The sequence below is a fragment of the Nitratireductor sp. ATLC21 genome, assembly GCF_057196525.1.
Window position 1 is genome coordinate 618,408 of the sequence record NZ_JBXUOU010000001.1, and the last position, 18,214, is coordinate 636,621.

The 18,214-nt window shown below is 58.2% G+C and carries 15 protein-coding genes; 12 read left to right on the forward strand and 3 right to left on the reverse strand.

Features of this window, described 5'->3' with window-relative positions; all coding sequences use genetic code 11:
* Nucleotides 1-121: 121 nt before the first annotated feature.
* The 9 genes from AC2CHD_RS03105 (at nucleotide 122) to AC2CHD_RS03145 (ending at nucleotide 11,993) form a co-directional block, all read left to right on the forward strand.
* Complete coding sequence (locus tag AC2CHD_RS03105) at nucleotides 122-325, forward strand: hypothetical protein (protein ID WP_484552539.1); 204 nt, start codon at nucleotides 122-124, stop codon at nucleotides 323-325.
* Between the two features lie 146 nt (nucleotides 326-471).
* A complete protein-coding gene (locus AC2CHD_RS03110; RefSeq protein ID WP_484552540.1) occupies nucleotides 472-957 on the forward strand; it encodes a hypothetical protein in 486 nt (161 codons plus the stop codon).
* A 485-nt stretch (nucleotides 958-1,442) separates the two neighbouring features.
* Nucleotides 1,443-3,233: a hypothetical protein gene (locus AC2CHD_RS03115; protein ID WP_484552541.1), complete on the forward strand. Its 1,791-nt coding sequence runs from the start codon at nucleotides 1,443-1,445 to the stop codon at nucleotides 3,231-3,233.
* A 175-nt stretch (nucleotides 3,234-3,408) separates the two neighbouring features.
* Nucleotides 3,409-5,370: a type I secretion protein gene (locus AC2CHD_RS03120; protein WP_484552542.1), complete on the forward strand. Its 1,962-nt coding sequence runs from the start codon at nucleotides 3,409-3,411 to the stop codon at nucleotides 5,368-5,370.
* 20 nt (nucleotides 5,371-5,390) lie between these two features.
* Nucleotides 5,391-7,517, forward strand: a complete 2,127-nt coding sequence (locus tag AC2CHD_RS03125; protein WP_484552543.1) for a type I secretion system permease/ATPase — start codon at nucleotides 5,391-5,393, stop codon at nucleotides 7,515-7,517.
* A gap of 13 nt (nucleotides 7,518-7,530) precedes the next feature.
* Nucleotides 7,531-8,874, forward strand: coding sequence for an HlyD family type I secretion periplasmic adaptor subunit (locus tag AC2CHD_RS03130; protein ID WP_484552544.1), 1,344 nt, complete (start codon nucleotides 7,531-7,533; stop codon nucleotides 8,872-8,874).
* A gap of 70 nt (nucleotides 8,875-8,944) precedes the next feature.
* Nucleotides 8,945-9,460 (forward strand): hypothetical protein, encoded by a 516-nt coding sequence (locus AC2CHD_RS03135; RefSeq protein WP_484553198.1) that lies wholly within the window; start codon nucleotides 8,945-8,947, stop codon nucleotides 9,458-9,460.
* 147 nt (nucleotides 9,461-9,607) lie between these two features.
* Nucleotides 9,608-10,408: a methyltransferase, TIGR04325 family gene (locus AC2CHD_RS03140; RefSeq protein ID WP_484552545.1), complete on the forward strand. Its 801-nt coding sequence runs from the start codon at nucleotides 9,608-9,610 to the stop codon at nucleotides 10,406-10,408.
* A 130-nt stretch (nucleotides 10,409-10,538) separates the two neighbouring features.
* Nucleotides 10,539-11,993 (forward strand): TrkH family potassium uptake protein, encoded by a 1,455-nt coding sequence (locus AC2CHD_RS03145; RefSeq protein ID WP_484552546.1) that lies wholly within the window; start codon nucleotides 10,539-10,541, stop codon nucleotides 11,991-11,993.
* A gap of 205 nt (nucleotides 11,994-12,198) precedes the next feature.
* On the opposite strand, the gene AC2CHD_RS03150 is transcribed toward AC2CHD_RS03145, so the two are convergent.
* Nucleotides 12,199-14,079, reverse strand: coding sequence for a L,D-transpeptidase family protein (locus AC2CHD_RS03150; protein ID WP_484552547.1), 1,881 nt, complete (start codon nucleotides 14,077-14,079; stop codon nucleotides 12,199-12,201).
* 125 nt (nucleotides 14,080-14,204) lie between these two features.
* On the reverse strand, nucleotides 14,205-15,173 hold the full coding sequence (locus tag AC2CHD_RS03155) for an alpha/beta fold hydrolase (RefSeq protein WP_484552548.1): 969 nt from the start codon (nucleotides 15,171-15,173) through the stop codon (nucleotides 14,205-14,207).
* Between the two features lie 32 nt (nucleotides 15,174-15,205).
* On the opposite strand from AC2CHD_RS03155, the gene AC2CHD_RS03160 reads away from it, so the two are divergent.
* Nucleotides 15,206-15,658, forward strand: a complete 453-nt coding sequence (locus tag AC2CHD_RS03160) for a MarR family winged helix-turn-helix transcriptional regulator (protein WP_484552549.1) — start codon at nucleotides 15,206-15,208, stop codon at nucleotides 15,656-15,658.
* 30 nt (nucleotides 15,659-15,688) lie between these two features.
* On the opposite strand, the gene AC2CHD_RS03165 is transcribed toward AC2CHD_RS03160, so the two are convergent.
* Nucleotides 15,689-16,501 carry an AraC family transcriptional regulator gene (locus AC2CHD_RS03165; protein ID WP_484552550.1) on the reverse strand — a complete coding sequence of 271 codons (813 nt, stop codon included), beginning with the start codon at nucleotides 16,499-16,501 and terminating at the stop codon, nucleotides 15,689-15,691.
* Nucleotides 16,502-16,633: 132 nt separating this feature from the next.
* On the opposite strand from AC2CHD_RS03165, the gene AC2CHD_RS03170 reads away from it, so the two are divergent.
* Nucleotides 16,634-17,842 carry an MFS transporter gene (locus AC2CHD_RS03170; RefSeq protein WP_484552551.1) on the forward strand — a complete coding sequence of 403 codons (1,209 nt, stop codon included), beginning with the start codon at nucleotides 16,634-16,636 and terminating at the stop codon, nucleotides 17,840-17,842.
* 19 nt (nucleotides 17,843-17,861) lie between these two features.
* The gene (locus tag AC2CHD_RS03175) at nucleotides 17,862-18,212 is read left to right on the forward strand and encodes a VOC family protein (protein WP_484552552.1); all 351 of its coding nucleotides are present in this window, start codon (nucleotides 17,862-17,864) and stop codon (nucleotides 18,210-18,212) included.
* Nucleotides 18,213-18,214: the final 2 nt, after the last annotated feature.

Genomic DNA, 18,214 nt, shown 5'->3' on the forward strand with positions numbered 1-18,214 from the left:
CCTGGAAAATTCAGTACAATTTTAGTCATATCCTATTGTTTTTACTTACTTCTCTTTCATCAGAATCATTGATCTCTCATTAGGCAAGACACGGAGATCAACCCGATGAAGGAGACGGGAGATGAAACCCCGCTACGAGATAGTCCTGGACCCTTCAGAACTCTGGACCGTTTGGGACAATCTGCGTAACGAGCCGGCAATGATCGGCATGACGATCGTAGCCGGCATCAGCAAATCCGAGGCAGAAGACGCCTGCTATGTTCTCAACGAGGTTGAGAAACGTCGCCTCGCGCGTGAGGAACGCAAGAAAGTCGCCAACTCCTAACGGCTAAACTTGCTCTTGCGCGGCCTCCTCTGTCAGTGGCCCATCCAGGCCATGCATGTTCTTGAGCAGCAATTCTGCTCTCCGGACTTTTCAAGACCTGCGGATCATCCTAAGCGAGGAGTGTCTCAATACCGGAGTGATCCTGCATGAACCGCACAGCGTCCGCCTTCCTTGTCGTTGCAGTCTTGACTGGGTTGCTCGTCGCCCTCGGGTTCGCACTTCAGAGCAAGGGATACGGGTTTGGTAGCCTCGGCAACGAGAGGCTTGATGGGCTTGCCAGCGCATCAAGCTTCATGCCACTGGCTGCTCTCTACGCCCTTGCAGCCATGTTGGTCACCATACTGCCAATCCGGGCGGCAGCAGTGGTGCACACAAGCGGTACAACCCCGCTCTATCTGGCAGCCATCGTGCTGTTTGCAACGATTGTCGGTGTGCAAGGTGCAAGGCTGGCGTTCGGCAATATGCAAGCGCTGCAGGCTCTCCTCGACTGGCACTTCCTTTTCGCCGTGGGGATCGTGGCGGCTCATCTGTCACTGGACACGCTACGGCGCAATGTGCTTTTGCGCACTTTGGCCTTCATAGGTTTCGGCCTGGCTACGCTCGCCTGTCTTTACTGGACTTTTCGCTTCTGAGCAGTTTCGCCGAATCAAGGCGTTCCCGGTCGGCTCGCCTTGCAGGTACAAAGCTGTGGAAAGCGGCATGTTTCCGCCATGCTTTCTCCGACTCACCCAAACCTGGCTACCCCGCCTCTACCCATTTTGACGTGGTGGGTGGACCTATGGTCAGGCCCTGATGAGCCCCAATCGACCGAATTTGCAGGTTTTTTGTTGGCGGTCCCGGCACGACAATTCCTCCCGTCGGATAAGCCCGTCCCTGCCCGTGAAGACTGTTCATGGGTCGCAACGATGATGTGGGCGGTGGGGATTCACACCGGGATCACGGGTCTCATCCGGCAGAGGGAGGAGTGCATCTTCATTCGATGTCCGAACGTGGCTCTGCACTTCCAAAGGCGGCTCATGGGCCGCGAAACAGCAGGACCGTGTAGACACAATATCACCTGAGAGATGAACAGTGATCGTGTCCACACGGTTCTCATTTTGAGGATGAGGACACGATCATGCCCAAACAAAACGGTTTTGGCGTATTCTTCCCTGGCTGGCCTGGCAACAATCAGGACCAGGATCAACATCAGCATCAAGGTGAATGGCAGCATCAGGGCCAGGAACAGACCGCAATCAACACGGCGGAAAACACCGCCGGCAACAACGCGGACAACGGCGCCACCAATGATGCCGACAACACCAGCAACAATGCCGGCACAAACGTAGCGTCCAACGCAGCGCAGAATGCGGCCACCAATCAGGCTGGCAACACGGCTGAGAACGCTGCCACCAATGCCGCCGACAACACGGCAAGCAACAATGCCGGCAACACGGCACAGAACAACGCCGAGAACAACGCGACCAACAACACAGACGTGGCCACAAACGTCGCCACCTCGGTCAACACATCCGTGAACGTTGGTCTGGACGGTTTTGTGCCCACCGACGATGATTTCGCGGACGTGGACATCTACGGTGGCGGCACAGTCGACCAACTGTTCATCAACCGCGACGGCGAAATTTCCTACGATCCGGGCGATGACATGTCGTTTGACGACATTCTCAACAACTCGCTCAATGGCGGCGGGAATGACAATGCCTTCGTGATCGGTCAGGTGAACGACCTGGTAGACAACGATACGCTTGAGAACCCGAACGTCTCAAATGAGGCCGCCTTCAATCAGAATGGCCACGCGACGGGCGGCAATGCGACAGCCGATGATGGCATCGTTGCCGGCGGCGACGGTGGCGAAGGTGGCGGCGATGCCGACGCCGATGGCGGCAATGGTGCGCACGGTTATGCCGACGGTGGCTATGCCCGCGGCGGCATGGCTGACGACGCCAAAGCCTATGGCGGCAATGGCAACGGCGCGGCAGGCGGATCAGGTGGAACAGCCACCGGTACAGGTCTTGGCCTCGGTGGCCTTGGTGTCGGCGTCGGCCTTGGCGGCGATGGTGGCACGGGCGGTGCCGGCGGCGCAGGCGGCGCCGGAGGCGCAGGCGGCCTGGGCGGTTATGGCACAGGTGGCGCAGGTGGTACCGGAACCGGTGGCGCCGGCGGTGAAGGTTCAGGCGGCGAAGGCGGCTCGGGCGGTGAAGCCGGCGACGGCGGAAACGCTGCGGCCGATGCAGCCGCTGCAGCCGATGCTGCCGCAGCCTCCGGTGGTCTTGGACTGGGCGGTGCAGCAGACGCTGCCGCTGCAGCAGATGCAGCAGCGGCCGCAGGTGGTGCCGGCGGTGCAGCTGGCGCTGGCGGTGCAGGAGGCACCGGCACCGGTGCTGCAGGTGGTGAAGGCTCCGGCGGCAATGGCGGAACAGGCACCGGCGGCGACGGCGGCGTAGGCGGCATGGGCGGCCTCGGTGGTCTGGGCGGCGCGGCTGACGGCGGCGCAGGCCTCGGCTTTGGCCTCGGCGAAGGGGAAGGCTTCGGCCTAGGTGCCGCACGCGGTGGCGACGGTGGCAATGGTGGCAACGGCGCAGGCGGTTGGGCTTCTGCAATCGGCGGTGACGCTGGTGATGCATGGGCCGGACCGGTCTCAGGCGGCAATGGCGGCGCCGGTGGCATGGGTGGCATCGCGACCACAGGTGCAGGCGGCGCAGGCGGCGCCGGAGGCATGTGGGGATCCAACAATGGCGATGATGGCTATGTGAATGGCATTTCAGAGGCGAGCGCGGATGCGCTTGTCGACACCAGTGCCTTCAATCAGCAGATCGTCATGGGCGCCAATGTACTCGGCAACAGCGTGGATACCACCGTGGTTGGTGGCGATCTGAACAACACCGTTGTCGGCGAAGACGACGCCTGACAACAAGCGACTTCCGGCGCCCGCCCCCCCTGGGCGCCGGAGACGGAGGTTTGCGACATTCACCCTTCGTCTGACACCCGCAAACCTCCGCACCTTTCAACCAGTGTGTGCGGACAATGATGGTCGGCAGGATGTCGATCCAGCTCAGGTCGAAGCAAGGTGATGCTTTATGCATATGGATCAAACCACAGAAGCGATCGCCCACTTCATCGGACTGTTTTCCCAGGCCATTGAAGACGCCAGGCTGAGGCTCGACTATGCGGACTTCAAGGCGCTTCAGGAAACCCCGTTGGAGCCCAATGAGCTCCTGAATGTCCGTATTAACATTGTCAGCCCTTACGCTCTTGAAGGCTTCTCTCCACGGATTGAATACGCGCCGCCCCCGATCGATAGATTTGACGCGCATCTGATCGTCCATGTGCGTTTCGATCCAATACCACTAGAGCTCGACGGTCAAAGTGCTGTCCCGGCTCTGATGGGTGGCAGCACACCCTTCATGGCAGCCGACACAGAAGTTTTTGCTGAATACCAGCCGCTCGGCTCGCTTGCTTTCTACCTCAAGCAACAGGCCTATTTGGAAGACAATGACTATCTGAGCACCGGCGATCATGGGCTGCGCCTCAATCCCGTCGGTGACGCAGACTCGGCACTTGCAAATCTTATTGAGGCCGCCTCGTCTCTCCAGCCATTCGCCGATCTTGAGGCGCCAGGATCCGCTGCTGAGATCGGAGACTTCATCATGCATGCGCCGGACCTTGCCGACGCGTTCATCGACACGCTGGGGGAAGGCGACGGTGTGTTCGTCCTGCGGGGCGAAACCATAGAGGGCAAGTTTGTGAACGGTCAGCAAGTCGAGGACCTGCCGGTACTGGATGCCCATCTCCCAACGAAAATTGCGAAAGTTGAAAGTCCGGACGCGGACGCGACCGATTTCTCAACGCACTCGACAATGAATGTCGAAGCAGGAGCAAACCTGCTCGTCAACGAGGCAATACTGGTGAATGATTGGTACGGGGCGCCGGTGCTCGCCGTGGCCGGCGACTATGTCCATATCAACGTGATCAGTCAGTTGAATGTATGGAGCGACAACGACACGACGAGCGAAGCGCTCAACGGCTGGAAATCGTTGACGGAAACACCGACCAAAGCCTTCAACACCGCCACCATTCGGACGATCGACAATCCGCCTCCGGCTGGCGTCCAGAATGCCCAAGGCGATCCGGTATTTCCTGCCCACTGGCAGGTTTCACGGATCGACGGCGATCTGATGCTGACCAACTGGATCAAGCAGGTCAGCTTCGTGGAGGACAATGACATCACGATCATGTCGGCTTCCGGTGGCGGAACCGAAATCGTTCTCGGCGACAACACGGTCATCAACGCTTCGTCGCTTGCCGAGCTGGGAAACTACTACGACCTCATCATCGTCGGCGGCAATGTCTATCATGCCAACATTATAAGCCAGACGAACATACTTCTGGATGATGATATCGTTGGGACGGTTGGTGATTTTCAGACCGAGGGCACCGCCACGCTTTCGACCAGTGGAAATCTCCTGTGGAACGAGGCTTCCATCACCCAGTATGGAACCGTATCGTTCGAAGAGATGCCCCCTTCCTATCTGGAAGCGTTGAACCAGCTGGCCGAGAGCACGGGCGCCGCTCCACAATCGCTTCTTTCGGAAATGGATTTCGCCGGCGTGCCTACCATCCGGGTCCTTTATATTTCCGGCGACGTGGTCGATCTCCAATATGTCAGCCAGACCAATGTTTTGGGCGATGCGGACCAGGTCGCGCTTGCGAAGAGCCAAACCGCGGAAAATGCCGACGCATCTTGGGATATCTCCACCGGCTCCAACGCACTCATCAATCAAGCGGCCATTGTCGATGGCGGTGTAAATTCCACAACGTACATAGCGGGGTCGGTCTACTCCGATGAGCTGCTCATTCAGGCTGAACTGATTTCGCACGACACGGGCCTCTATACCAAGAGCGCCGACACGCTGATCAGCGAGGCGGTGGTGTTTTTGAGCGATGATCTCGTAGCACCAGGCGAAGGGGACGCCGGACAAAATCCATCCGATGCGTCGATCCCTGACGGTGGCACCGCAGACGTGATGCAGACGATGCTTGGGTAGCAAAGGCCGGGGGGAACGACATGCTGGACAAACCGAAAAAGCGGCTGGCCCATGTGAACGACGCCTCCTCCTGCACGTTTGGCACGGAAGAGGAGGCGCGCAAACAGCGAATTCTGCGCGCTGCCGATGAAGAGATTTCTCGCATCTTCAAGGAAGTGGATGCCCGGGCTGCAAGAACAAGCGAACCGTCAGGAAAGGCAGAACCCAGCGGCGATTTCACCCCCGCAGATGACACCGCTCCGGGCTCGCGGCAAGACAAGCCCTCTCCCAGCGCGATACAATCAGGGGACAATGCCGCGCAAGCAGATAACCCCCACTCGGGACGTGCCCCCGATAGAAACGAGATCGACAACACTCAATCAGGCACCAAAGCAGCAGAAATTACCAACAGCACCGGCACCAAAGGCTCGTTTCACCGCCGGCTCGGCCCAGTAGACTTTTCAAAGAGCCTCACCGCAGGCCTGTCAGCGGTGCGAAAAAACATGCTCATGGTGCTCCTGTTCACCAACGCCAGCAACATTCTCGTTCTCGCCATCCCGATCTATCTCTTCCAGATCTCTGACCGCGTTCTGACCAGCCGCTCCACCGATACCCTTATTATGCTGACGATTGTCATCGTGGGCGCAGTACTGCTTCAAGCCATTTTCGACGCCATAAGACGATTTATCCTCATGCGCACGGCAGTCGAGGTCGCGGCTCAATTGGGGGCGCCGATCTTGAGTGCGGCGGCGCGCGCTTCGCTGCATGGAACCGGACGCGAGTACCAGACCCTCGGCGACCTGCAGCAACTGCGCTCATTTCTGGTCTCAGGCACGCTGCTCGCCTTTCTCGACATCCCCTTCGCTCCGATCTTCGTACTCGCCGTCTTTTTGGTCCACCCTCATCTGGGAAGCATTGTGGTGCTTTCGGCGCTCCTCCTCACCCTGGTCGCCTTCATCAACCAGCGTGCCACCGCAGCCCCGTTCGGCGAAGCGAATGTCTTTCAGAGCAAAGCCAATCTGCATCTCGATTCCATGGCGCGAAACTCTCAGATCATCAACGCCCTGGCGATGATCCCGGAAGCGGTGAAGATCTGGGGGCAGGATACCGCCGGTTCGCTGAAGGCGCAGGTCAAGGCACAGGACCGCAACATCGTTTCGGCCGCCACCTCCCGGGCCATCCGCCTGCTGACGCAAGTCGCCTTGCTCGGCTGGGGGGCCTATCTCGCCATCCAGGGCCATATAACCGGTGGCATGGTGATCGCTGCCTCCATCATCGCAGGCCGGGCGCTGGCGCCGATAGAGGGCTCCATCGAAGGCTGGAATCAGTTCATTCTCTCACGCGGAGCCTATCGCCGGATCAGCACGCTGCTCCGGTCCTCTCCTCTGAATCTCGAACGGCTGGTGCTGCCGAAGCCCGAAGGCAGACTGGACGTGGAACGGGTACTTTATGTGCCCCAGGGCACCAAACGCGTTGTTCTCAACGGCATCAATTTTTCTCTACGCCCAGGAGATTCACTCGCCGTGATCGGCAATTCCGGCGCCGGAAAAACGACGCTCGGCAAAATGCTCGTCGGGTCAATCTTGCCGACCTCAGGCAGCGTTCGCCTGGATCTCATGGACCTGCGCAACTGGGATCAACGTCAGTTCGGCGATAATATCGGCTATCTACCGCAAGACGTTCAGCTCTTCCCGGGTTCCATCAAAGCCAACATTGCGCGCATGCGCGACGATGTCGACGATCAGGAAATCTATCAGGCGGCAATACTCGCCGACGTGCACGAGATGATCGCAACATTCCCGCAGGGGTACGAAACAATCGTTGCGGCCGACGGCTCCCCCCTGTCGGGCGGACAGAAGCAACGGATCGCCCTCGCCCGCGCTTTCTTTGGCAATCCGCGCATGATTGTTCTCGATGAACCGAATTCGAACCTCGATAGTGCCGGAGATGCAGCCCTGGCGCGGGCGTTGAAGCATGCCAAGCATAACCGGATTACCGCGGTCGTCATTACACAGCGCCCATCCCTGCTTCAGCATGTCGACAAGATTCTGCTGATGACGAACGGCACGATTTCAATGTTCGGTCGCCGCGAGGACGTGCTGCGCGCACTTGCGGCACACCAGGCCGGACAACTGCAAAACGGCCCTCTGGCCGCTCAGCTCCCCTGAAGGCAGGCTCCCGATGAGTTCCTCAGATATCGCAAAACTCCAGGACATGACGTGGTACGCGGACGTTCCGCGCTCGATACGCAAACAATCCATCGCCGGGATTGTCCTGCTGGTTCTTTGCTTTGGCGGTTTTGGGGTTTGGGCAAGTTTCGCCCCGCTGGCCGCGGCCGTCATCTCGCAAGGCAGTTTTGTCGCCACTGGTCAAAACAAGATCGTCCAGCATCTCGAAGGCGGCGTGATCAAGGAAATACTGGTTTCGGAAGGCGATCACATCGTCGCTGGCCAACCCTTGGTTCAGCTTGATGAGACCTCGGCTCTTGCCAATGAACGGCAACTCTTTCTCCGGCGCGCCCGCCTGCTGGCCATCGTCGCCCGATTGAGCGCGGAATATCAGGAGAAAGACAGCATCGAGTTTCCAGGTGAGCTGACCGAGCGGATGGTCGATCCGGAAGTCGCGGAAATCCTCGACAGCCAGAAACTCAACTTCACATCCTCAAAACGCAAGCTGAACAGTGAAATCGAGCTGCTCAACAACAACATCGCCGCACTTGAAATTCGAGGTCGGGGGTACGAAGCACAGCATGAGGCTCTGACCCGCCAACTTGCCTTCCTTTCCGATGAGTTCACCGGCAAGCAAAAACTCTATCAGCAGGGGCTGATGCGCAAACCGGAGATTTCGGCGATCAAGCGGGCCATGGCCGAAGCGGAGGGGCAGATCGGACGCCTCGCTGCAGAAGTGGATGAAACGCAGGCGCAGATCGCCCGTTACCGGCAGCAGGCAGACCAAACCCTTGCGGCCTATAGACAGGCCGCTCTCGATGAGCTGCAAGCCATCGAGGCCGAACTCGATGCGGTGCGAGAGCAGTCACGCGCAGCCGAGAATGTGTTGCGCCGTGCCACCATCAATGCGCCCGTTACCGGTACCGTCATACGGTTGTATTACCACACCCCGGGCGGGGTCATTGAGAGCGGCAAGAGCATCGCCGAGATCTTGCCCTCCGATGTTCCCCTAATCATCGAAACCCAGATTCCGCGCACCAAGATCGACAGTGTGCGTGTTGGCCAGGAGGCCACTGTTCGGCTGACCGCCCTCAATCAGCGCACCACGCCTGTCCTGATAGGCGAGGTATTCTATGTTTCGGCCGACGCCCTGCGTGATCAGTCCGCGGCTGACAAGCGCGAGATCTATCTTGCGCGTGTTCGCCTGCCTCCAAGCGAACTCGCCCGTGTCCGCGGGTTTCTGCCCACGCCAGGCATGCCTGCGGAAGTCTTGATCCAGACAGCGGAACGCACATTCTTCGAGTATCTCTCGAAACCGATCATGGACAGCATGAATCGCGCTTTCCGTGAGGATTGAACCCCATCTGCGGGCGGCGTGGACGCTTGAAATGCGCAGTGCTAGCATACGCTTCATCGAGCCATTCCAGATGAGTGCGGGCACTCTTGCGATGAAGGAAGGCAATCAGCGTTTCCGCGACGTGCTGACCCTGCTGGGGCAGTTGAATTACACATGGACCAACACGGAAAGCCTTCTCATTCATCTTATCGCCGGGCTCGCCCGGGTGGACATGGAAACTGCCACGGTGATCTTCCTGACCCTGAACACGTCGAGAGCGCGTGTTGATCTGGTTGAACGCCTCGCCAAACTCGATCGGACCGAGCCGCAGATCCGTGAAGACGTGCTGGGCGTCACACGCCGCATGATGAGCGAAGCCAAGCTTCGAAACAAATACAATCACTGCATTTATTCCTTTGATGACACGGGAGAGAACGTCTCCACATTGCTCATGCGGATTTCGGATTCAGGCGACCGATTGAAATATGGAAAGGTCGACGCCATCGATGATGCCGAAATCGCCAACATCACCAGTTCCATCAACCGCCTGATCGCCACGAACCGCGAGATCTGGGCGCTGGCAAAGAAACATGGGTTCCCGGTCTGAAACCTTCGGCATCATGAACCCTTCCTGCTCTCTAATCAGATCGGCTCTTCCCTAAGCCGGATTGATGAATTGGTGAAAACAGGGCTCAGAGGCTACGTTTTCGTCAGAAAAACCTGGTTTTTGAGCAAACGGGCAAAAATTTCAGAAATGTCGCTGAACCATATCAAACAGGGTCTCAAGCGAGTGCACGGAACAGCGCTCCTGCCGTTTCAGGCGGCAACTGGCCGGATGCGGATGGTCGCGCATCGTTCCGTGCGTTTCTCAGGTGTCTACGCCACCTATGACGATGCCCTGAGCGCCGCCAGCCGGCGTGGTCTCGCCGGATATGATCATGACGCGGTCGCGGGGGTGGCGTTCGAAGAGATGTGCCGACTGATGCCGTGGGATTACCCGGTCCTGTTCTGGCTCAGTCAACGCCGCCAGGATATCCGTTCACTGCTTGACGCAGGCGGCCACATGGGCACGAAATTCCGTGCATTCACAAGTGTTCTGCCCGAAATCGGTTCCATCGCATGGACCATCTACGACGTTCCAGCCATCGTAAAGGCAGGAGAAAAACGTGCTCGCCACGACGGTATCGACAATTTGCAGTTCACAAGCAGCATCGATGGATACGGCCCCTACGACCTGTTTCTCGGATCAGGTTTGCTGCAATATCTGGACCTTCCCCTGGTCACTCTTCTTGGACGTCTGGTGGCGTTGCCCAAACACCTGCTCCTGAACAAGGTAGCGCTGCGGAAGGGAGAAACCATCGTAACCCTGGAGCGGATCGGGCCGGCCCTGGTGCCTTATCAAATCCGTAGTGAAGCCTCGTTTCTGGAATCGCTCGATAGCATGGGCTATCGGGTCGTTGACCGCTGGAGCATTCCTTCGCTTTCTCACGTGATCGACACGCATCCCGAATATGGTGCGAGCGAAAGTGCCGGTTTTTATTGTGTGAGAGATTGACCGCCATCCGGCACCGGATGCCTTTGCCCTTAGCTATGCCGATCGTGCATGCCTACACTTCTTGTGAAGTCTCTTTCCTTGAAGCGCATTCTCCTCTACCACGGAGCCGGTTCATTTCGAGGTAGAGAAAGTGCAACCATCCACAATCCGGACGGCCACCTACCCAGCGGCCATTTTCGCTGTTTATGTCGCCGCTTCGATGCTTCTTCCAGCCGCAGTTGATCTCTATTACGGAAATGACGACTGGCAGATCTTTGTCGTCTGCTCGCTGGCGACAGGCGCCATCGCCCTTACCATCGCCGCCGCCACACGCGCCCCCCTCACCCGTGGCTCCACGCAAACGACGTTTCTGGTGGTGGTGTTGCTGTGGCTGATGCTGGGCCTCGTGGGTGCCCTGCCATTCTATACGGCATCGCTGAAGCTCGACCTTGCCGAAGCCGTGTTCGAATCGGTATCGGCAATCACCACGACAGGGTCCACCGTCATCGCCGGACTGGACACCTTGCCGCCCGGGCTGCTGCTGTGGCGTTCGATTCTGCAATGGATTGGCGGGATCGGGGTGGTCGCGCTCGGCCTTTTCCTGCTTCCGCTGCTTAAAGTGGGCGGGTTCTCTTACTTCCGCGTCGAATCATCGGATATTGAGAACCGTCCTTTTGAGCGCTTCATCAGCTTTCTCATAGCGCTTGTAGGCATTTATTGTCTTCTGACGACACTTTGCGCCCTTGCATATGCTGCGGCCGGGATGAGCAATTTCGACGCCGTCAACCACGCCATGACCACCATCGCCACAGGCGGATTCTCCACGCACGACGCGTCCTTTGGCTATTTCGAAGGCAATGCCGTCTTGTGGGTTGGGACGGTCTTCATGCTGCTCGCCGCCCTGCCCTTTTCCATTCTGGTGCTGTTCTTCGCGCGGGGGCGCCTTGATGCCCTGCGCGATCCGCAGATCAGGCTCTTCCTCAGCTATGTGACGATGATCGTTCTTGTACTGGCCGTGCAGCGTCGTATCGCCACCGGTGATCCATTCGACGACATTCTTGCCTCCACGGCTTTCAATTTTGCGTCGATCATCACCACGACCGGCTTTGCCAGCGAGGATTATACGCTTTGGGGGCCTTTTGCAGTCACACTGGCCTTCTTCGCGACCTTTTTGGGAGGTTGTTCCGGTTCAACCTCAGGCGGCGTCAAGGCCTATCGCTTCCTTATTCTGGGAGCAATGCTGCGCAATGGTCTCCGTTTGCTCATTCATCCCCATTCCGTTCAGGCCTTGCGCTATGGCAAGCGGGTCGTTGACGAGGAAATGCAACGCTCCGTGGTTCTTTTCGTTACCGGCTTCCTGATATCGTGGGTGGTGGCAACGCTTTTGCTGGCCGCGACGGGTCTCGATTTCCTGACCTCGATAACCGGTTCGCTCACCGCACTGACCAATGTCGGTCCAGGACTGGGCACAACGATCGGCCCCTCCGGCAATTTCGTGCCGCTCAGCGATTTCGCAAAATGGGTCCTTTCGGCCACAATGCTGCTCGGCCGGCTGGAGATACTCGCGGTTGTGGTTCTTCTCGTTCCCACCTTCTGGCGCGACTGAAGACCTAGAGCGCCGTGCGTCCTCTTGGACGCACAAAGGACGCTCAATCTTCTTGTTTTTCCGCATTTATGCGGACGTCAGGTGATTCCACCTGACTGCAAAATGCTCTAGGGCCGTGACCCTGGTGCGAATGAAGCCTTGGCGCGATTGGATCGGTTTCGCATTCAGCGCGCCGGCCAGCTTTGTCCGCAAGAACCTTGTGCACTCAGATACTTGAAGAGCGCATGTCCGTGGTTTTTTCCAACGCAGCTTTCAAATGGACGTCACGCTCATAGACGTCGCCATGGTAGGCAATCACCCCATCCGTCTGCGGCCAGGCCGTGAAATAACCGACATAAACCGGGATGTCCCGCTCGATCTTGCGCCGGGTAGGACGGCTGCGGTCCCCCGTCTCGATAGCACGCGAGACCTCATCGACGGAGACCCCCAGAACCGCCGCCGCCATGGCGCGCGGGTCTGCCAGCCGAACACAACCATGGCTGAACGCGCGCGTGTCCCGCTGAAACAGGCTCTTGGCCGGTGTGTCATGCATGTAGATCGCATGGCGATTGGGGAAGAGTATCTTGAGTTCACCCAGCGCATTGCTGCGTCCCGGTTTTTGGCGAACGCTGTAGGGAACATTGGCTCCGTAGCGCCCCCAGTTCACGGCGGAAGACGAAACCTGACGCCCCTGACCGTTGATCACCTCATAGCCATTGCGGTCGAGATAGCTTGGATCACGCCACAGCTTCGGGAGCATCTCATTGACGATGATCGAACGCGGAACCCCCCAATATGGGTTGAACTCCACGGTTTCCAGCTTGTCGTAGAAGAAACTGGTCTGGTTGCTGTTCCGTCCGACCACCGTGCGCATGGAAAGCCGCGGCTTCCCATTCTCAAAGAAATCGACGTTGAAAGCAGCGGCGTTGATCACCACCCGTGTTTCGCCCAACTCTGACGGGTGCCAGCGCAACCGCTCTAGCGCATAAAGCACCTTTTCGATCCGCGCGGTTTTTGAAACCCCGGCGATCGCTGCGACCGTCCGTGGCCCGATGATGCCATCCGGTTTGAGGCCGTGACTTTCCTGTGCTGCCTTGATGACCGGGACCAAGGCTTCATCATAGGCTTCACTTCCATGATGGTCCTTCAGAACAGCACCGTGAGCCTCCAGAAAGGCATCATTGGCATCACGCTCAATGATTTTGAGCAGTTTGGCGAATTCAGTCGATTTTCCACCGGGGCGGACGAATGTCTTCGGGTCGACGTTTATCTCACGCTCGGCAGCGCCACGTAACACTTCCAACTCGGCACGAAGTTGGCGGTAAGCGTCATTGCGCGGGTGCAGCCCCTCCAGATAGCGATCCGCCTCTGTCATATTTGCCATGAAGCCAATGCTTTGAACCAGGTCCATCGGCTTCTCGGGAAAATCATGATACCCTGAGAGCTTGTTGGGATTGATACGGCCTGCATGCGCGTCGCGCGCATAACGCAGGGCGCGTGCAGTAAGCGTCATCTCAAAGCGGATCAACTCTTTCTGGCGGCTTGCGATGTCGTCATAGGAGAAGTCGCTCGAAGGGACACCAACCGTATAGTCGACATCCGAAAGCCCATGACTGGAGGCTTCCGAGAGCACGCGCAGGACGCGCTTCGCGCGCTCGTTGACCTGATGACCGGAAACCCAGATGAAGTCGGGCTTCTGAGAGTAAAATGCCACGATTGCGTCGGCAATTTCCTTTTCAGCGTACAACTCCACCCCTTCCAGCATGGGAAGGGCTTCCCGGAAGGACACCCCCTCGAGGGTCGGCGCAAATGCAACTTCAGACAAAGGAATTGAAATTTCGGAAAACTCGACGTGAGCAAGCGGCGCTGGCTTGTAACTGTAGTAAGACGGGCCTGAAATCTTTGGAGCTTTCGCCGGCTTCCGCTTTACCGGGGCGGGCTTGACGGTCCGCGGCGGCTCGCTCCGGGCCCGGGCCGGTGCCCGATTGCCCCCTCCGAAGAGCATGTCAAAAAGATTATCCGACTGCGCATGGGCCTGCCCCATACCTCCAGCGAACAGCACAGCTGCCATGCAGGTCAGCCCGCTTTTGCGCATGGACTTCAACATAATCGATCACCCCGCCGAGATTTGAGCTCGTTGCCACAACCAGGATATTCTGTTTCACAACCAAAATAACAGGTCTCGACCCCAAGGTCGCGGGCTGATCGATAAAATTGTTATGAAATTCACGCTCAATCGAGGACTGGTAAACAATCTTCTAACGGCGCTGCAGCTGCCGGCTTCAACCAGGTTATCCTGCGCGTCGCGACAAATTCTGCCGCACGTGAAGCGATGCCTGTGTCCGCAAGAATACGCCGATGTCCAAGGCCAGGCGCCCACACCACCGTGACATGGTCCCCCGCCTCACCCATTGCTATGGCATCCGAGGAAGGCACCTCCTTATCCTCCGGCGCATGAATGACCAGTGTCGGGACATGGACCTGGCGCAGTTGCTCAGCCGCAACGAATGCCCGCAAAGGTGTGCCAGCGATCACCTCAACACGGTCTTCGAAGGCTTGTTGGGTTCTGGGACCCAGCCCCAGAAAAGCACCAAACTGCGAAAAAAGTTCAGGGAGCGCATTGGGTGACGCAATGGTCACCAGGCGTCGCACCGGCACAGCCGCAAATCCGGCCACAGAACCGGCAATCGCGTTGAGTGCAACCGCGCCTCCAAAGGAATGTCCCACCATGCTGTCAAACGGCCCCAGCCATTGGGCGACGGAATTCACGGCTGCAACCGCCTTGGGTATATTAAGCACTCTCCCGCCTGAAGTTCCGTGTCCTGGAAGGTCCATCGAAACAACGCGAAACCCTCGCCGAAGCAAAGCTTCCACAACGGCCCGCATATGTTCCGTTCGCGAACGCCAGCCGTGGAGGACCAACACCGCCGGTCCATCGCGCCGTGCGCCCCAGTTTGTGAACTCATACGCCGTGATCTCGCCATGGGTTGTCGTCAGGTGATGCCTGCGTGCTTGCCGCATAAAATCCTGGGATTGTGCGAGAAGACGCCTCTCCTTCTCTGTCTGCTGCATCGGATCGGGCGTTCGGCAAAACAACCAGAATGCCAGACGCCCGCCAAGGCTTGGCGCGACATATTCGAATGTGCCAAAAAGGTTCTTCAGGATGCTCAGGCTGAAACGAGTCATGGTGGAAACCCACATAATGTTCAAGCATGAACAAAGTTAGTTCAATCATGAACAAATTACAAGATCTCCCTTGGGACAATCCGCGTTTCCGCACATGGATCGCTGTTGCACGCGCAGAAAAAGCCATTGTTCGAGCGCTCAGCAAGGCACTCGAGCCTCTCGGCCTCAAGATTGCGCAGCTCGACATGCTGATGAACCTCTATCGGCATCCCGGCCAATCTCAGCATGATCTGGCGCGCCGCCTTCTGGTTGGGCGCTCGAACATCACCATGTTGCTGCCCCAACTTGAAACGCAGGGTCTGGTACGTCGTGAGAACGACGCCAATGACCGTCGCGTCTTGCGCCTCTATCTGACGCAGGATGGTGAACAGCGTCTCATGGAAGCGCTTGCGGTTTACACCAAACTCATTGATCGGGTGATGGCGCAATCGACGCCGGCGCAATGTGAAGCGATGGGGGAGCAGATGCGTCGCATCAGCGAGGCGCTGGCAGATGATTGAGGTGCGGTTTTTCAACCAACGCCGCGTATCTTACGTGCCACTTTCCGCGTCGGGCGCTTTCAGATAGTTGCGCGGCGATGCACCCAGCATACGCTTGAACATCGTCGTGAAGGCGGCAACGCTTTCATAACCCAGATCCAGAGCCACCGTGGTTACGGCTTCGCCGCTTGCCAGCCTCGGCAACGCGGCAAACAAACTGGCCTGCTGACGCCAAAGCGAGAGGCTAAGCCCGACCTCCTGCTTGAAATGTCGGGTGAATGTGCGGCGGCTCATGCCTGCCGACCGTGCCCAATGATCGATGGTGACGCGGCTCTCCGGAGTTTCAAGAAAAGATCGGCACATGCGCACAAGCCGCGGGTCCGACGGAAAGGGTAATCCGAGCGGCAATTCCGGCAAACGTGGAATTTCATGCATGATAAGCTTATAGAGCAAGCCGGTTCGGCCGGTCGGTTGAGCCACATGCGGCAAGGACGCCACCTCCTCCAGAAGGCTGCGCAAAAGTGGTGTGATACGAACGACACGCGGCCTCGATGGCAGATCAGGGATCGCTTCAGGCAAAATATAAACCGACTGCACGCGCACATCGGTCATCATCTCCACCGCATGCTCCAACCCCGAGGGTATCCAGATGGCCTGACCGGTGGGCACGATCCAGTGACCAAAACTTGTCCTGACCAACACCACACCGCGGCTGGCATGAAGAAGCTGCCCCCGCGTATGACGATGCGCAGGCACCTCGGCATGCGCCGCCTGCGCAATCTCGCCGATGACGAGATCGCCCTCCATTTGCTCGAGCCATGAGCGACGCTTTTCATCGTCGACCGGCCGGTCCCTGTTGAACACAACTTTGTCTGGACGAGAGGGAGAACGCATTTGGCCCACTTGCGAAAAAACTAGACCAAATCACTGACGCAGGTCATTTGCAAGAAGCGTATAAGCGGCTGCCGTCCAATCGGCAGCCTCTTCCCATGGAGCATGAACGTGACCGACACCACCGCCGACCGGCCCACCGCACCAGCAGAACAGACCGCATTCGCGGTTCTTCTGGCCGTCAGCTTTTGCCACATGTTGAACGACATCATGCAATCGATGCTTGCGGCAATCTATCCGATGCTGAAAAGCGATTACGGGCTGGATTTCTGGCAGATCGGTCTTTTGACCATGGCATTTCAGGTGACCGCGTCGCTGCTCCAGCCGGCAATCGGACTGACCACCGACAAGAAACCGATGCCTTACTCCCTACCCGTTGGTATGGGTTCGACCTTTTTCGGACTGCTTCTGCTGGCAACGGCTGCCAACTACGCGTTGCTCCTGACCGGCGCGATGTTTATTGGACTGGGATCGGCGATCTTTCACCCCGAATCTTCTCGTGTAGCGCGTCTCGCTTCGGGTGGCCGATACGGGCTGGCGCAGGCGGTTTTCCAGGTGGGTGGCAATGCCGGGTCTGCAATCGGTCCACTGCTCGCCGCCTTTATCGTGGTGCCGAGAGGTCAAGGCAGCGTCGCGTGGTTTTGCCTCGCGGCCCTTCTCGGCATGATCGTTCTGTGGCGTGTGAGCGCATGGTATGCGGGCTACCGGCAGCGCGCTGCAAAACGTGCAGAACCTGCACAGGCCCTCACCCTTCCACGCGGCAAGATTGCCATGTCGCTCGCAGTTCTAGTTTCTCTGGTCTTTGCGAAGAACGTCTATATGGCAGGCATTTCAAGCTATTACACGTTCTTCCTCATCGAGAAATTCGGCATCAGCGTCCAGCAGTCACAGATTCTTCTGTTCGTTTTCCTCGGATCGGTGGCAGCCGGCACCGTTTTGGGAGGATTGATCGGTGATCGTATCGGTTCGAAGACCGTGATCTGGTTCTCCATTCTCGGCGTTCTGCCATTCACCCTGGCTCTCCCTTATGCGAACCTTTTCTGGACCCCCGTCCTGAGCGTCGCAATCGGCCTAATTCTCGCATCAGCCTTCCCGCAAATCGTGGTCTTCGCGCAGGAACTGCTGCCGGGTCGCGTGGGCATGGTCGCTGGCATGTTCTTTGGCTTTGCTTTCGGCCTCGGTGGCCTGGGGGCAGCGGTGCTGGGCATTATCGCAGACAGCACCGGGATTGAGTTCGTCTACAGGATCTGCTCCTTCCTGCCACTGCTCGGCCTGTTGACCGTGTTTCTCCCAAATCTCAAAAAGGCGGGATGAAACCGAACGGAGAGAGGCCATGCAAGTGAAGCGAATTGTCGCCAACATCGCCTCGGCGCAAGTTGACAAGGCAAAGCATTTCTATGCCGAAGTCCTTGGGCTGGACATCCTGATGGACCAGGGCTGGATCGCAACCTATGGCGCACAGGAAAAGATGTCCCTGCAGGTCAGCATCATGTCACAGGGCGGATCGGACACGCCAGTGCCCGATCTTTCCATAGAGGTGGACGATCTCGATGAGGCGCTTGAGAGGGTCCGGAAGGCAGGATACCCGATTGAGTACGGGCCAGCTGCAGAGCCCTGGGGTGTCAGGCGCTTCTACACCCGGGACCCCTTCGGAAAGTTGGTGAACATTCTCGTTCACCGCTGAGG

Bases quoted from the DNA above. Each gene is read 5' to 3' on its own strand.
- AC2CHD_RS03105 (WP_484552539.1), top strand. From the start codon at position 122: ATGAAACCCCGCTACGAGATAGTCCTGGACCCTTCAGAACTCTGGACC.
- AC2CHD_RS03110 (WP_484552540.1), top strand. From the start codon at position 472: ATGAACCGCACAGCGTCCGCCTTCCTTGTCGTTGCAGTCTTGACTGGG.
- AC2CHD_RS03115 (WP_484552541.1), top strand. From the start codon at position 1,443: ATGCCCAAACAAAACGGTTTTGGCGTATTCTTCCCTGGCTGGCCTGGC.
- AC2CHD_RS03120 (WP_484552542.1), top strand. From the start codon at position 3,409: ATGGATCAAACCACAGAAGCGATCGCCCACTTCATCGGACTGTTTTCC.
- AC2CHD_RS03125 (WP_484552543.1), top strand. From the start codon at position 5,391: ATGCTGGACAAACCGAAAAAGCGGCTGGCCCATGTGAACGACGCCTCC.
- AC2CHD_RS03130 (WP_484552544.1), top strand. From the start codon at position 7,531: ATGAGTTCCTCAGATATCGCAAAACTCCAGGACATGACGTGGTACGCG.
- AC2CHD_RS03135 (WP_484553198.1), top strand. From the start codon at position 8,945: ATGAGTGCGGGCACTCTTGCGATGAAGGAAGGCAATCAGCGTTTCCGC.
- AC2CHD_RS03140 (WP_484552545.1), top strand. From the start codon at position 9,608: ATGTCGCTGAACCATATCAAACAGGGTCTCAAGCGAGTGCACGGAACA.
- AC2CHD_RS03150 (WP_484552547.1), bottom strand. From the start codon at position 14,079: ATGTTGAAGTCCATGCGCAAAAGCGGGCTGACCTGCATGGCAGCTGTG.
- AC2CHD_RS03155 (WP_484552548.1), bottom strand. From the start codon at position 15,173: ATGTGGGTTTCCACCATGACTCGTTTCAGCCTGAGCATCCTGAAGAAC.
- AC2CHD_RS03160 (WP_484552549.1), top strand. From the start codon at position 15,206: ATGAACAAATTACAAGATCTCCCTTGGGACAATCCGCGTTTCCGCACA.
- AC2CHD_RS03170 (WP_484552551.1), top strand. From the start codon at position 16,634: ATGAACGTGACCGACACCACCGCCGACCGGCCCACCGCACCAGCAGAA.
- AC2CHD_RS03175 (WP_484552552.1), top strand. From the start codon at position 17,862: ATGCAAGTGAAGCGAATTGTCGCCAACATCGCCTCGGCGCAAGTTGAC.